Raw genomic sequence first — 14,494 nt, 5'->3', positions numbered from 1 at the left:
CATCATGGGTATGACATTAACTCAAAAAATTCTCGCAGCCCACGCAGGACTTGACAGCGTGGTGCCCGGCCAACTGGTTGAAGTAAAACTAGACATGGTTTTGGGCAACGACATCACCACCCCTGTGGCCATCAACGAATTCCACAAAGCTGGCTTCACTGAAGTGTTTGACAAAGACAAGGTTTCCATCGTCCTTGACCACTTTGTCCCCAACAAAGACATTAAAAGCGCTACCCAATCCAAGCAATGCCGCGATTTTGCCTGTGAACACTGCATCACCCACTTCTACGATGTGGGCAAAATGGGCATCGAACACGCTCTGCTTCCCGAGCAAGGCATTGTCACCGCTGGCGACACCGTCATCGGCGCTGACAGCCACACCTGCACCTATGGTGCACTGGGTGCCTTCTCCACTGGTGGCGGTTCCACCGATATGGCTGCCGCAATGGCCACTGGCAAGCTATGGTTCAAAGTCCCTGCCGCCATCCGCTTTGAGCTGGTGGGCAAGTTTAATCCCCGTGTGTCTGGTAAGGACTTGATTTTGTCCATCATCGGTCAAATCGGCGTGGATGGTGCTCTGTATCAATCCATGGAATTCACTGGCCCTGGCGTTGCCAATCTCACCATAGACGACCGTCTGTGCGTATGTAATATGGCCATCGAAGCTGGTGCTAAAAACGGTATTTTCCCTGTGGATGATGTGACCATCGCTTACATGGAAGGCCGTGGCAAACGTGCCCCTCAAATTTTCAAAGCCGACGAAGACGCAGAATATGCAAAAACCATCACCATTGACTTGTCCACCTTGGTTCCCACCGTCAGCTTCCCCCACCTGCCTGAAAACACCCATCCTGCCAGCGAAGGCAAGGATATTAAAATCGACCAAGTGGTCATCGGCTCTTGCACCAATGGTCGCATCGAAGACATGGAAATGGCCTATGAAATCCTCAATGGCAACACCATTGCCGATGGTGTCCGCGGTATCATCATCCCCGGCACCATGGAGATTTACAAAGAATGTATTAACCGCGGCTACACCACGGCCTTCATCGACGCTGGTTGCGTGGTCTCCACCCCCACCTGCGGTCCTTGCTTAGGTGGTTACATGGGCATTCTCGCCGCTGGCGAACGATGCGTATCCACCACCAACCGCAATTTCGTGGGTCGCATGGGTCACATCACCAGTGAAGTGTACCTAGCTTCCCCTGCCACCGCTGCCGCCAGTGCCATCACTGGTTACATCACCGACCCAACTACAGTTTAATAGGAGGAATTGATTGTATGAATGCAAATGGTTTCGTTTTTAAATACGGTGACAATGTGGACACCGACGTGATTATCCCTGCCCGCCACCTGAACACCCAAGATGCCAAGGAATTGGCTTCCCACTGCATGGAAGACATCGATGCCGACTTTGTCAACAAGGTTTCCCTTGGTGACATTATGGTAGGCGGCTGGAACTTTGGCTGTGGCTCCTCTCGTGAGCACGCACCTCTGGTCATCAAAACCAGTGGTATTTCCTGCGTCATCGCTAAAAGCTTTGCCCGTATTTTCTATCGCAACTCCATCAACATCGGCTTGCCCATTTTAGAATGCGAAGCCGCTGCTGAGGCCATCGAAGCTGGGCACACTGTCTCTGTCAACTTTGACACTGGCGCCATTGTGGATGAAACCACAGGTGCACACTTCCAAGCCCAACCCTTCCCTCCCTTCATCCAAAAAATTATCAAGGCTGGTGGGTTGATGAACTCCCTGCAATCTAAGTAATAAGTAATAGTGAAGAGTGAAAAAGTGAGGTGTGGCTTCGCCACAGATTTAATTTGTCACCTATGGGCGGACAACAAACCTCACCAATCACCATCACACAACAAGGAGAACACCATGGAAAAAAATATTGCCGTGATCTGGGGTGACTGTGCCAGCCCAGAAATCGTGACCCAAGCCATCCGTGTGCTAGATCGCATCGGAGAAAAGTTTGGACATACATTTAATTATACCGACGTGGCCATGGGCGGCGAAGCCATCGACAAATATGGCGATCCTCTGCCCCAACACGAACTAGACAAGTGCCTTGCCTCTGATTCTGTGCTCCTTGGCGCCATCGGTGGCCCCAAGTGGGAAGGCATGGCTGGGGACAAGCGCCCTGAAAAAGGCCTGCTACGGATGCGTGCAGGCATGGGGCTCTACTCCAACAACCGTCCCACCAAAATCTGGCCTCAACTGGCACCTGCCAGCCCTTTGAAGGCCGAAATCGTGGCCCAAGGCATCGACTTTGTCATCGTCCGCGAATTAACTGGTGGCGTCTACTTTGGTGACCGCCAAGTGAACATTTTGGAAAGCGGCGAAAAGCAAGCCGTTGACCTGATGCCCTACGCAGAATACGAAATCGAACGCATCGGTCGCATCGGTTTTGACACGGCCATGAAGCGCCGCAAAAAGCTGTGCTGTGTGGACAAGGCCAACGTGCTAGAAACCTCTCGTCTGTGGCGTGAAGTGATGCACCGCTTGCAAGCAGAATACCCAGAGGTGGAATACAGCGAAATGTTTGTGGACAACTGTGCCATGCAAATTGTGAAAAACCCCTCTCAATTCGACGTCATTGTCACCGAAAATATGTTTGGCGACATCCTCTCTGATGAAGCCTCTATGATCACTGGCTCCATCGGCATGATTCCCTCTTCCTCTTTGGGACAAGGCACCTGCGGTGTGTACGAACCCATCCATGGCTCCGCCCCCGACATCGCTGGCAAAGATGTGATTAACCCCACCGCCTGCATTTTGTCTGTGGCCATGATGCTCCGCTTCAGCTTTGGCATGAGCGCCGAAGCCGACGCCATTGAAAAGGCTGTCTCCGATGTTTTAGACCAAGGCCTGCGCACAGCCGACAACATGAGTGAAGGTTGCACCCAACTTGGCTGTATTGCCATGGGTGATGCCATCGTGAAGGCACTTTGTTAAAAGAATTTCAATTGACAAAACCCGTGGATTCATTTACAATATAAAGTGCTAAATTGAGGAGGCTTGCCCTCTATCCCAGAGATTAGGATGTACAACATGGTAACACTGGATAAAATCTATCATGCCGCCTTTGTGCTCAAAGACGTGGTACGCAAAACCGACTTGATTGCCGCCCCTCGGATGAGCAAACACAATGAGGTTTATTTGAAAACAGAAAACCTGCAAATCACTGGCAGCTTTAAGGTTCGTGGCGCTGGGTATAAAATCTCCCAGCTGTCCCCTGAGGAACAAGCCAAAGGCGTTGTGGCCTGTAGCGCAGGCAACCACGCCCAAGGCGTGGCTCTAGCCGCCACCAAAATGGGCATTAAAAGCACCATCTGTATGCCAGACGGTGCCCCCATCACCAAGGTGGAATCCACCAAAAAGCTAGGCGGCGAGGTTTGCCTTGTCCCCGGTAGTTATGACGATGCCCACACCAAAGCCGTGGCCTTGCAAGAGGAAACTGGCATGAGCCTGATTCACCCTTACGACGACGAGTATGTCATCGCAGGGCAAGGCACTGTGGGTCTGGAGATTTTAGAACAACTCCCCGATGTAGATGCCATTGTGGTGCCCATCGGTGGCGGTGGCCTCATCTCTGGGGTGGCGTTGGCTGTGAAAAGTCTCCGCCCTGAGGTGAAGATTTACGGTGTACAAGCCGCTGGTGCCGCCAGTATGCACGCAGCCATCAAAAATGGCGCATACCAAACACTGGATGCCGCCTCCACCTTTGCCGACGGCATTGCCGTGAAAACCCCTGGTGAGAACACCTATGAAATCATCAAAGAGTATGTAGACGAGATTTTCACCGTCACAGAAGACGAAATTGCCGCCGCCATCTTGGCTTTGATGGAAAAGCAAAAACTGGTGACTGAAGGGGCTGGCGCTGTCAGCGTAGCCGCTTCCCTGTTTAAAAAATTACCCATCCGTGGCAAAAAAGTGGTGTGTATCGTCTCTGGCGGTAACATCGACGTGACCATCCTTTCCCGTGTCATCACCCGTGGTTTGGTGATGAGCGGTCGCAAGGCCGATTTGACCATTGCCTTGGAAGACAAACCCGGTCAATTGACACTGGTGTCTGAGATCATCAGCGGTTGCGGTGGCAACATTGTCAGCGTATTCCATGACCGTTCTGACACCAACATGGCCATTTCTAGCTGCTTCTTAAAGCTGAGCCTAGAAACCCGTGACCAAGAACAAATCGAACAAATCCGAGCATCGTTGACCGCCGCAGGCTTGCAACTGGTCAGCGAGAGAGTGTGAGGGTAAACATACGCACCAACGTAACGGGAGGGGATGGACCCCTCCCCTACAAAGCCAATCCCTGTAGGGGAGGGGTTCCATCCCCTCCCGATTTTGCCCGAAGGCACTGATTCGTTTATTTACACCACACCAGCTTTTCGCAGCTGAATAAACTGCTTGGCCGCTCTTGGGCTTCTGCCACCAGAGCGTTGTGCAAAAGCCTTGGCGTGAATTAACAGCATATCGTCTACCTCTACGCCATATTCTTCTGCCAGAGCCAGCACGATGGACTCATATTTGTCCTTATCTGGTTGCAAGAAGGTGATGGTCAAGCCAAAGCGTGCGGCAAGGCTCATCAGCTCTTGACGGGTATCGCTTTCGTGGATGTCATCCCCTGTGCGATCGCTCATGCATTCTTTCACCAAATGACGGCGGTTGGATGTGGCATAGACGGCCAAGTTGTCAGACTTGCCAGATACGCTACCTTCCAAAATGGCCTTCAATGCGGCAAAGTTATCGTCGTTGGCGGTGAAACTCAAGTCATCGATGAACAAAATGAACTTCAATGGATTGCTTGCCAATTCCTCCACAATGGATGGAATTTGATAGAGTTGATTTTTCTTCACCTCTACCAAGCGCAAGCCTCTATCGGCATACAAGTTGGCGATGGCTTTCACCGCGGAGGATTTGCCTGTGCCAGCGTCACCATAAAGTAGCACATTGTTGCAAGGGCGCCCTTCCAGCAAGGCCTCGGTATTGGCCACAATTTTGGCTTGTTCCCGTTCATACCCTGTCAGCTGAGACAGTGCTTGTCCATCAGGATGGCGCACTGGCACCAAAGTGGTGCCTTCCACGGTGAAGACATGGTATTTGGCAAACAGGCCGTAGCCCTTTTGTCCCACCTGCTCCATCCGCAGTGCATACTGGCCTGCAAAGTCCAATGTTTGGGTCTTCCAAGCTGGCAAAAAGGCAAGCCCAGTCACGTCAGACAGGGTCACTTGGCTCAAGGTTTGCAAAAAGGCAAGCTCTTGGTCAAGGCAGGTAGCAAGGACGCTATCCATTCCCTTTTTGGCCGCAGACCGAATGCACATATTTTCACTTTCAACCACAATTTTCAACAAATACTTTGACCAGTCTGTGGTTTTTTCAAACAATGTGGCGCAAAATTCTGCCACCAATTCTGCTTGATCTGGTTCTTTGAGCATGGCTTCCATACTGGCCATGACTGGGTCTTTTCTCAAGTCTCGAAAGACCACCAGCGAAGATAAGCGCTGGCTTAATTGTTGTGTATCCATAATTTCCTCCGCAATTTTCTGGAATTTTTTCCAATCCCTAGTATATCTTGAAATCACTTGCTCTGCAAGAGTAATTTTCACCAAAGCCATTTTCACCAACTGAAGGAGAAGCAATATGATTCTCAACGGATCTCAAATTTTTGTGGAAACTTTGATTGAACAAGGGGCCGACACAATTTTTGGCTACCCCGGCGGTGCCGTGTTGAACCTATATGATGCTCTGTATCAAAATTCCCACCGCATTCACCATGTGCTCACCGCCCACGAGCAAGGTGCCGCCCACGCCGCCGATGGTTATGCCCGTGCCACTGGCAAAACGGGTGTGGTATTGGCGACCTCTGGCCCTGGTGCCACCAATTTGGTCACTGGCATTGCCACGGCACAAATTGACAGCGTGCCTATGGTGGCCTTCACTGGCAACGTACCCACCACGTCTCTGGGTAAAGACAGCTTCCAAGAAGCCTACATCGAAGGCATCACCTTGCCCATCACCAAACACAGCTTTACCGTCCGCCATGTGGAAGATTTGGCAGACACCATCCGCAGTGCCTTCCGCATTGCCCAAAGCGGGCGCAAAGGTGTTGTGCTGGTGGACATCCCCAAGGATGTGTCTGCCGCCACCTGCGAATTCATCAACAAAGCCCCAGAACCCAAACGTACCATCACCGTATTTGATCATAATAAAGTAGCGCAAGCCGCCCAAATGATCAACGAGGCAAAGCGTCCTCTGCTGATTTTCGGCGGTGGCGTGGTGGGTGCCGCTGGTTGCGATGCCCTCCGTGCACTGGTGCACACTGGGTCAATCCCAGCCACCCACACCTTGATGGCGGCTGGTGTGTTAGACTATCGGGAAGAATTGAACCTTGGTCTTTTGGGGATGCACGGTTGCTTCGCCTCTAATAAAGCAGTGGCAGAGTGCGACTTGCTCATCGCCATCGGCACCCGTTTTTCTGACCGCGTGGTACTCAACTCCACCTTATTTGCCCGAAAATCCAAAATCATCCACATCGACATCGACACCAGCGAACTGGGGAAAAATGTGGTGGCTGACTTAGAAGTGGCTGGGGATGCCAGCTATGTGCTCAATTCCCTTCTACCTCAAATCAACCGACAAGACCATGAAGACTGGCTGGCACAAATTCGGGATTGGCAAACCAAGGATTATGTGCCCCAAGACGCAGAGGACCATCTGACCCCCCACCAAATCATCAACGAAATCTGCTTGCAAACTGGCTCTGATGCCACCTTCGTCACCGACGTAGGGCAACATCAAATGTGGGCAGCCCAATATTTACACCACACCAAAAGCCGTGGGTTTATCACCAGCGGTGGCCTTGGCACCATGGGCTTTGGCTACGGCGCCGCCATCGGCGCACAAATCGGTTTGGGCAACGACCACCGTGTGGTCATGCTGACAGGTGACGGTAGCTTCCACATGAACCTGAACGAAGGGTGCACCGCCGCCAGCCAAGAAATCCCTTTAATCACGGTGATTTTCAACAACAGCGTGCTGGGTATGGTGCGCCAATGGCAAACCAAATTCTATGATGAGCGCTATGCCGCCACTGACCCCAATCGCAAGACTGACTTTGTCAAACTGGCTGAGGGCTTTGGCTTAACTGGCTATCGTTGCACCAATCTTGCGGAGTTTAAAGAAGCCTTCACCAAGGCCATGGCTTCCAAAACTGCTGTGTGGATTGAGTGTGTCATTGATAAAGATGAACAAGTCCTGCCCATGATTCCCGGTGGCGGTGACGTACACCAAATCATCATGGAATAAGAAAGGAGACGTTCATGGAAGAACCAAAATCTCGCCGTGTCATCAGTATACTGGTGGACAACCACTCTGGCGTGTTGGCTCGTGTGTCCAGTCTGTTTTGCCGCCGCGATTTTAACATCGAAGGCATGACCGCCAGCGCCACCAACGACCCCACCGTCAGTCGCATCACCATCACCACCTATGGCACAGCCTCTAACTTAAAACAACTCTTGCTACAAACCAATCGCTTGGAAGTCACCCATCAAATTTTTGCCTTGGAGTCCTCCAACTGTTTGCAACGGGAATTGCTGTTGCTGAAAATCGGCCTCACCCCTCAATTGCGGCGAGAACTGATTGAAATTTGCGACGTATATAACTCTAAAATCATCGATCTGACCCCCACCTCTATGGTCACCGAATTGACGGGTGAACCAGACAAAATCGACGCATTCTTAGCCATGTTCCAAGAATATGACATCATTGAAATGTGTCGCACAGGGGTCACCGCCATCGAACGTGGTGGTCGCCACCACCACACCCAAAAACCGCCTGAAGAAATTCGAGAAGAGCATCTTTTCGACTCCTATCTAGGCCTCACCGACTAACGGTTTATGTGCTCTCACCTGTGAGTATTATCATAAATAAACAACAAAACAACATTTTTTAATTTTAAGGAGATTTATTATTATGGCTATCAAAAAGTATTACGACAGCGACTGCAATCTGGGGATGTTGGACAACAAAACTGTTGCCATCATCGGCTTCGGCAGCCAAGGCCACGCACACTCTATGAACCTTGCTGAAAGCGGTGTCAACGTGGTTGTTGGTCTGCGTAAGGGCTCTGGCCACTGGGCAAAGGCTGCTGCTTTTGCAGAAAAGAACGCCAACTTCAAGGTCATGGAAATCGAAGAAGCTGCCAAGGTTGGCGACGTGGTCATGATGCTGGTGCCCGATGAAATGTGCGCTGACATCTACTACAGCCAAGTGGCTCCCCACATGACCGAAGGCAAGGCTCTGGCATTTGCTCACGGCTTCAACATCCACTTCAAGGTCATCAAGGCTCCTGCCAACGTGGACGTCATCATGATTGCCCCCAAAGGCCCTGGCCACACTGTTCGTAGCCAATATCTGGAAGGCAAGGGCGTGCCCAGCTTGATCTGCGTGGAACAAGACTTCACCGGTAAGGCAAAAGACATCGCTCTGGCTTACGCTTCTGCCAACGGCGGCGGCCGCGCCGGCATTCTGGAAACCACCTTCAAAGAAGAAACCGAAACCGACCTGTTCGGCGAACAAGCTGTTCTGTGCGGTGGCGTTAGCGAACTGATTCACGCTGGCTTTGAAACTCTGGTGGAAGCTGGCTACGCTCCCGAAATGGCATACTTTGAAACCTGCCACGAAATGAAGTTGATCATCGACTTGGTCATCGAAGGTGGCTTTGACAAGATGCGTTACTCCATCTCCAACACCGCTGAATACGGCGACTACCGCACTGGTAAGCGTCTGATCACCGAAGAAACCCGCAAGGAAATGCGCAAGGTTCTGCTGGAAATCCAAAACGGCACCTTCGCTTCTGAATTCCTGGCTGAAATGAGCGATAAGGGCGGCCGTCAAACCAAGTTCTTGGCTACCCGTCGCATGGAAGCTGCTCTGCCCATCGAAGAAGTGGGTAAAGACCTGCGTGGCATGATGAGCTGGCTGAAGAAATAAGATTTTAACCACAACACCTGCACCGTTTTACGGTGCAGGTGTTACCCAAATGATATGTACAATCGGTGAAACGGGCGACCACAGGTCGCCCCTACCCTCATATCCATTGGATTTATTGATAAAACTGTAGGGGCGACCTGTGGTCGCCCGTCCTCTCTATTGAGGAAAACTTTCAACGAAACGAGGTTACCACCATGCGTAGTGATAACGTAACAAAAGGGAGCGAACGGGCTCCCAACCGCAGTTTATTTTATGCACTGGGCTACACCCCAGAAGAGCTGGAACGCCCTTTGATTGGTGTTGTCAGTGCCTATAGCGAAATCGTGCCTGGTCACATGAACCTTGACAAGTTGGCAAACGCTGTGAAAGCTGGCGTGTCCATGGCTGGCGGCACCCCTGTGCTGATTCCTGCCATTGGCGTCTGTGATGGCATTGCCATGGGTCATGTGGGTATGAAATACTCTCTGGCCTCCCGTGAGCTGATTTGCGACAGCGTGGAAACCATGCTGATGGCACATCAACTAGACGGCTTGGTGCTGGTGCCCAACTGCGATAAAATCGTGCCTGCCATGGTGATGGCGGCTGTCCGTATGGACGTGCCTGCCATTGTGTGCTCTGGTGGGCCTATGCTGGCTGGTACCTTTGAAGGCAACCACGTAAGCCTGTCTAAGATTTTTGAAGCCGTGGGCTCTTACAAGGCTGGCATGATGAGTGAAGAGCAACTCATCGACTGTACCGACAACTGCTGTCCTTCCTGCGGCAGCTGTTCTGGGATGTACACTGCCAACTCCATGAACTGCCTGTGCGAAGCCTTGGGCTTTGCCCTGCCCGGCAACGGCACCATCCCTGCTGTCTATTCCCAACGCCTCCAACTGGGCAAGCGCTCTGGTATGGCCATTATGGACTTGGTGAACAAGGGCATCACCGCCCGTCAAATCATCAATGAGCGGAGCCTACGCAACGCTTTGGCTTGTGATATGGCACTGGGCTGTTCCACCAACTCTGTGCTTCACCTGTTGGCCATTGCCAACGAAGCTGGCTGTCCCATGGACTTGAAGCTCTTTAACGAAGTTTCTGCCCACACCCCCAACCTGTGTCACTTGGCACCTGCAGGCCCCACCCATATGCAAGATTTGCATGACGCTGGCGGTATTCCTGCTGTGCAAGCAGAGTTGGCAAAGCGGAATCTGTTAGACCTGTCTGCCCCCACTGTCAGCGGCAAAACCTTGGGCGAAGTGATTGAAGGCGTGTCTATGAAAAATGACCGCGCCATCCGTCCCATCGAAAATCCCTATAGTGAAACTGGCGGTCTGCAAATTCTTTGGGGCAATCTGGCTCCCAATGGCTGCGTAGTCAAGCGGAGCGCTGTGGCAGCAGAAATGCAAGTCCACACTGGCCCTGCCCGTGTGTTTGACAGCGAAGACGATGCCATCGCCGCCATTTATGACGGTAAAATCGTCTCTGGCGACGTGGTGGTCATCCGCTACGAAGGGCCTAAAGGTGGCCCCGGTATGCGCGAAATGCTCAACCCCACCTCTGCATTGGCTGGCATGAAGCTGGACAAGGAAGTGGCGCTGATTACCGACGGTCGCTTCTCTGGTGCGTCCCGTGGTGCCGCCATTGGTCACGTGAGCCCTGAAGCCGCCTCTGGTGGCCCCATTGGCTTGGTGCAAGAAGGCGATACCATCTCCATCAACATCCCCGATGCGTCCATCACCTTGAATGTGTCTGACGCTGAGCTGGATGCTCGCCGCATGACCTACATCTGCCCTGAACCCAAGATTAAAACTGGCTGGCTCAACCGCTATGCCCGCTTGGTGTCCAGTGCCAATGAAGGCGCCGTGCTGAAGTAAACCGAACAAGAATTGAATATCGGCGAGGGCAATCCCCCGCCCTACACAAACATCAACGTAGGGCGGGGGATTGCCCCCGCCGTTTTCTCATTTCTCCAACAGGCTCTCTGTTGCGCTGTGTAGGGGCGACCTGTGGTCGCCCGTCTCTAGTCATGCACCTTTCATCTTTAGTCATGCGCCCCCCACCTCCTGCATACCATACTGCAAGAGGAGTGTGATGGTATGAAAAAATCCACGGCTGTGGATGGCATTCGCATTGGAGATTGGTGGCTATTAGGGCTGTTCGCCATATTGATTGCCCAATCGGTATATGGGCTGTTTTTCCCATTGGCAGATGGCAGTGGGATGGACTCCATCGACGTGGTGTTTCGCACCTCAGAGGCGGCGATTTTTGGCTATATCATCTCAGGCAACTTTGGCAAACGACAAAACAAAAAGTCCAAAACCACCCAACACACCACCGATGCCACTGCCCCTTCCATCGGCTTTGATACCCAAGATATGCAAACCACCACCGCGCCCCAAGCCACCGCCACCACAGGCAAACGCACAGCGGTTCAAGAGATAACGCCCACCACAACCCTGAAAAAAACACCCACCAAACGTAAAAACACCCACCAGCTGACGCTGGTGGGTATCATTGGCGTAATGTCACTGTTGATTTTGGTTACATGGCGAAATTTTTATGGCAGTAACGGCCTTGCCTCCACCAATATGACCGCCGTTATCACCCAATACCGTGACATGGTGTCAGGTTGCGTGGGCTTTCTCATCGGCCAACCCCAAGCCACCGAGTTAACCGAAGACGATGTCTGATTCAAAGCAAACCCCATGGTCGGTGCGGCCTTCCATGCGGTAATGATTGTCATCCATGGCACAGCCCGTCAAGGTGATGGTCTGGCCTAGGGGGGCTTCTTTGTTATAGTTGATGGCAAAGGTTTTCACAGGGCGACTTTGGTAAGGTTGAGGCAGATAATCCCAGACAATATCCCCGTAATTGCCGCTATGCAAATGGCCATTGCCATCTAACTCTGACCAACGGACTTGGTGCTCCCCAATCACTGTCGTTCCGTCCTTGGGCAAGGTCAGCTTTTGACAAGGCGGGCAATCTAGCGCCGCGTCACAGGTGGAGAAAAACAGTGGATTGCTTTCTTTCACGGTGTTGGGGCGATAGATTTTACGGTTGCTAGGGCTGACTAAAATCCAATCACTGCGCCCACTGGCCACCACCATGTCGGCGCTGTTTTTCCACTGAACAACACGCTGAAAATAAGGGCCTTTGGTGCCGTCAATCCATGTATGCAACGTAAGCATTTCCCCTGACATGGGGGTTTGATGGATATGGATGATGACCCGTGAGAGCAAAAACGCTTGGTCTTGGTCCAGCAGGGATTGATAGCTTATGCCCACCGCATCGCAGTGGTGCCCACCGATGGCGGCAAATTGCTTGAGCAAAGTGGCAGGTCGCGCTCTTAAATATACATCGCACTGCCCAAAGAGCAGCTGTTCTTGTCTGGCATATCCTTCTGGGGTCAGCCATTGGTCACGACTGGGGAGTGGTCTGTTCATGGTCAGAATCCTCACTTTTTTGGTCTTGTTCTTCTAACATTGCCAAATAATCTGTTTCATGGGTTTTGGGGGTTGGCACAAAATTTTGCGCCATGGTGCGTGTTTTCCCTTTGGATTTCACATAGAAAAAACCAGCCACAGAGAACACCGCTGCACCGATGAAATTCACAATCATGTCTTTCATGGTGTCATACAGCCCTATGTCTAAATAACCGCCCACGCCCAAGTCCTCCCCGTTGATGAACACCTCTTGGATGTTGGGCATCGCCACCACTTTGTTGGTGGCGGTGGGGTCAAGGGTGACGGTGTAGATGGCGTTTAAAACGGTGTCTTTTTGCATATCGGTGCGGAAAAAACAGTCCATCCCAAACTCGAAAAATTCCCACAACACACCTACGGTCATGGAAAAGCAAAAGGCAAACAGCGCCATAAACACGGGGGACAAATCGAAAGTTAACCGTTCATCGTCGTTGAGAATGACCACCAAGGAAAAGCCCACGGCGGCGGCCAAAAAACCGTTTAATGTGTGGAGCATGGTATCCCAACCTTGGATACGGATATAAAAAGCATGAACTTCGCCCAGAATTTCTGCGGCGAAGATAAAGCACAAAATGGTGATTTCCAGTGCTGGCGGTAGCTCCATTTTCATCCGTACTTGCACCCAGCTAGGCACATAGAGCAGTAAAATGGTCAAGGCGCAGAAAAACACGCTTTCATAGTTGCCAAGGAATCCTTGACGAATCATGGTGGCAATCACCAGAAAACGGAGCACTGAAAAAGCGATAAAAGAACTGCGATGCTCCCGTAGCTCTTGGTCGATTGCATGGCGAAAACGCTTTCTAGCACTGGGTTTATTGGGTTTGGATTTCATAAATCCTCCTTCGTTGGTGATAAATCTTCAACTTTTAGATTACGCTTTTCTAAGCGCATATATACAAATTCACGGAACAGCGCATAGAAAACTGAGCTTAATGGAATAAACACCAGCATCCCCACAATGCCCCAAAGGTTGCCGCCGATGTACACTGCCGCCAACACCCAAATAGAAGGCAAACCCACAGAATTACCCACCACATGAGGATAAATCAAATTGCCTTCAATTTGTTGAATGACCAAAAACAGCACCAAAAAGGCCACGGCCTGCATGGGGTTGATGAGCGCAATGAGGAAAATCCCCACCACGCATCCGATAAAAGCGCCCACAAGGGGAATCAGCGCCGTGATAGACACCAATACCCCAATGAGCAACGCATAAGGCATTTGGAACAGGCTCATGGCGATGACAAATAAACTCCCTAAAATCACTGCTTCTAAGCATTGGCCAGATAAAAAGCTGGAGAACACCTTGTCACACAGATGAACCACCTCCACACTTTTGGCTGCAACTTCTTTGGGGAATAAAGCGTAGAGCACCATCCGTCCTTGGCGTGCCAGCTTTTCTTTTTGCAACAGCAAATAGAATGAAAACACCAATCCCACCAGAAAATTGGTGACCCCACTAACCATCCCGCTGAGCAGTGTGGTGCCCGAGGATAGGGCTGTATTTGCCACGGTTTGCGTCATAGTCAGCACGGATTTGTAGAGTTCCTCCCAATTCAAATTAAGATGAGACAGGAAATATTCCACATCTTGATTGGTGATGGACAGTGTTTGAACATAGGCGCTTACGTTGTTGGTGGCGGTGACAATTTGGTTTGGCAAGGACGACAGCGCCTCTTGCAAGTTGGGGATAATCAAAGCCGTAGCCAGCCAAATGACCCCGGCAAAAGCCAACAGCGTCACAATTAGTGCCACAGCACGGGCATAGCCACGACGTTTTCTCGCCTTGGAAAACAGGGCTTTTTCAATCCGACGCATCGGTACATTTAAGATAAAAGCAATGGCGATCCCTATGAAAAAAGGAGTTAACAGCCCCAAAACCCATGAAAAACCTGCCAAAACCACAGCAAAATGCTGCAAAATACTATAAAACGCAATACCACCTGCAATGAGCCATGCCCAGTGGCGAACGGTTTGTTGATCCATAATAACTCCATTCTATTTTGTATTCACATTTCCATAGTATACCATAA

Annotated in this window: 13 protein-coding genes; 9 read left to right on the top strand and 4 right to left on the bottom strand. The window is 51.3% G+C overall.

The genetic code is table 11. The features are described from left to right. Positions 1–4: 4 nt before the first annotated feature. The 4 genes from leuC to ilvA all read left to right on the top strand — a co-directional run bounded on the left by leuC (position 5) and on the right by ilvA (position 4,260). On the top strand, positions 5–1,264 hold the full coding sequence (leuC, locus tag RFF05_RS16695; protein ID WP_409968137.1) for a 3-isopropylmalate dehydratase large subunit: 1,260 nt from the start codon (positions 5–7) through the stop codon (positions 1,262–1,264). A 17-nt stretch (positions 1,265–1,281) separates the two neighbouring features. Then, positions 1,282–1,767 (top strand): 3-isopropylmalate dehydratase small subunit, encoded by a 486-nt coding sequence (gene leuD / locus RFF05_RS16690; protein ID WP_409968136.1) that lies wholly within the window; start codon positions 1,282–1,284, stop codon positions 1,765–1,767. A gap of 114 nt (positions 1,768–1,881) precedes the next feature. Next, positions 1,882–2,958 carry a 3-isopropylmalate dehydrogenase gene (gene leuB / locus RFF05_RS16685; protein WP_409968135.1) on the top strand — a complete coding sequence of 359 codons (1,077 nt, stop codon included), beginning with the start codon at positions 1,882–1,884 and terminating at the stop codon, positions 2,956–2,958. 96 nt (positions 2,959–3,054) lie between these two features. After that, complete coding sequence (gene ilvA, locus RFF05_RS16680; protein ID WP_409968134.1) at positions 3,055–4,260, top strand: threonine ammonia-lyase; 1,206 nt, start codon at positions 3,055–3,057, stop codon at positions 4,258–4,260. Positions 4,261–4,379: 119 nt separating this feature from the next. Here the strand turns inward: ilvA and RFF05_RS16675 are convergent, their stop codons facing one another. Next, entirely contained in the window at positions 4,380–5,534 is a 1,155-nt protein-coding gene (locus RFF05_RS16675) for an ATP-binding protein (RefSeq protein ID WP_409968133.1), read from the bottom strand. A gap of 115 nt (positions 5,535–5,649) precedes the next feature. Between RFF05_RS16675 and ilvB the strand changes: the two genes are divergently transcribed. From ilvB to RFF05_RS16650, 5 genes are all read left to right on the top strand, one after another. After that, on the top strand, positions 5,650–7,314 hold the full coding sequence (gene ilvB, locus RFF05_RS16670; protein ID WP_409968132.1) for a biosynthetic-type acetolactate synthase large subunit: 1,665 nt from the start codon (positions 5,650–5,652) through the stop codon (positions 7,312–7,314). 14 nt (positions 7,315–7,328) lie between these two features. Further along, positions 7,329–7,898, top strand: coding sequence for an acetolactate synthase small subunit (gene ilvN, locus RFF05_RS16665; protein ID WP_409968131.1), 570 nt, complete (start codon positions 7,329–7,331; stop codon positions 7,896–7,898). An 82-nt stretch (positions 7,899–7,980) separates the two neighbouring features. Then, the gene (ilvC, locus tag RFF05_RS16660) at positions 7,981–9,000 is read left to right on the top strand and encodes a ketol-acid reductoisomerase (protein ID WP_409968130.1); all 1,020 of its coding nucleotides are present in this window, start codon (positions 7,981–7,983) and stop codon (positions 8,998–9,000) included. A gap of 194 nt (positions 9,001–9,194) precedes the next feature. Beyond that, positions 9,195–10,853: a dihydroxy-acid dehydratase gene (gene ilvD, locus RFF05_RS16655; protein WP_409968129.1), complete on the top strand. Its 1,659-nt coding sequence runs from the start codon at positions 9,195–9,197 to the stop codon at positions 10,851–10,853. A 222-nt stretch (positions 10,854–11,075) separates the two neighbouring features. Further along, positions 11,076–11,669 carry a hypothetical protein gene (locus RFF05_RS16650; protein WP_409968128.1) on the top strand — a complete coding sequence of 198 codons (594 nt, stop codon included), beginning with the start codon at positions 11,076–11,078 and terminating at the stop codon, positions 11,667–11,669. On the opposite strand, the gene RFF05_RS16645 is transcribed toward RFF05_RS16650, so the two are convergent. The 3 genes from RFF05_RS16645 to RFF05_RS16635 are packed head-to-tail and all read right to left on the bottom strand — an operon-like array spanning position 11,649 to position 14,447. Beyond that, complete coding sequence (locus RFF05_RS16645; protein WP_409968127.1) at positions 11,649–12,422, bottom strand: acyl-[acyl-carrier-protein] thioesterase; 774 nt, start codon at positions 12,420–12,422, stop codon at positions 11,649–11,651. The genes RFF05_RS16650 and RFF05_RS16645 overlap by 21 nt on opposite strands. Continuing rightward, positions 12,397–13,293, bottom strand: a complete 897-nt coding sequence (locus RFF05_RS16640; protein WP_409968126.1) for a hypothetical protein — start codon at positions 13,291–13,293, stop codon at positions 12,397–12,399. Before RFF05_RS16640 ends, RFF05_RS16645 begins: the two co-directional genes overlap by 26 nt. Next, positions 13,290–14,447 (bottom strand): AI-2E family transporter, encoded by a 1,158-nt coding sequence (locus RFF05_RS16635; RefSeq protein WP_409968125.1) that lies wholly within the window; start codon positions 14,445–14,447, stop codon positions 13,290–13,292. The genes RFF05_RS16640 and RFF05_RS16635 overlap by 4 nt, the downstream gene beginning before the upstream one ends. Between the last annotated feature and the right edge of the window lie 47 nt (positions 14,448–14,494).

The sequence above is a fragment of the Bengtsoniella intestinalis genome, from assembly GCF_039719005.1.
GTDB lineage: Bacteria > Bacillota > Clostridia > Oscillospirales > Oscillospiraceae > Oscillibacter > Oscillibacter intestinalis.
The sequence above is the reverse complement of the archived record's forward strand: the minus strand, read 5'-3'. Positions and strand labels throughout refer to the sequence as shown.

Coding starts and splice junctions, on each gene's coding strand:
- leuC (WP_409968137.1), top strand. CDS start 5: ATGGGTATGACATTAACTCAAAAAATTCTCGCAGCCCACGCAGGACTT.
- leuD (WP_409968136.1), top strand. CDS start 1,282: ATGAATGCAAATGGTTTCGTTTTTAAATACGGTGACAATGTGGACACC.
- leuB (WP_409968135.1), top strand. CDS start 1,882: ATGGAAAAAAATATTGCCGTGATCTGGGGTGACTGTGCCAGCCCAGAA.
- ilvA (WP_409968134.1), top strand. CDS start 3,055: ATGGTAACACTGGATAAAATCTATCATGCCGCCTTTGTGCTCAAAGAC.
- RFF05_RS16675 (WP_409968133.1), bottom strand. CDS start 5,534: ATGGATACACAACAATTAAGCCAGCGCTTATCTTCGCTGGTGGTCTTT.
- ilvB (WP_409968132.1), top strand. CDS start 5,650: ATGATTCTCAACGGATCTCAAATTTTTGTGGAAACTTTGATTGAACAA.
- ilvN (WP_409968131.1), top strand. CDS start 7,329: ATGGAAGAACCAAAATCTCGCCGTGTCATCAGTATACTGGTGGACAAC.
- ilvC (WP_409968130.1), top strand. CDS start 7,981: ATGGCTATCAAAAAGTATTACGACAGCGACTGCAATCTGGGGATGTTG.
- ilvD (WP_409968129.1), top strand. CDS start 9,195: ATGCGTAGTGATAACGTAACAAAAGGGAGCGAACGGGCTCCCAACCGC.
- RFF05_RS16650 (WP_409968128.1), top strand. CDS start 11,076: ATGAAAAAATCCACGGCTGTGGATGGCATTCGCATTGGAGATTGGTGG.
- RFF05_RS16645 (WP_409968127.1), bottom strand. CDS start 12,422: ATGAACAGACCACTCCCCAGTCGTGACCAATGGCTGACCCCAGAAGGA.
- RFF05_RS16640 (WP_409968126.1), bottom strand. CDS start 13,293: ATGAAATCCAAACCCAATAAACCCAGTGCTAGAAAGCGTTTTCGCCAT.
- RFF05_RS16635 (WP_409968125.1), bottom strand. CDS start 14,447: ATGGATCAACAAACCGTTCGCCACTGGGCATGGCTCATTGCAGGTGGT.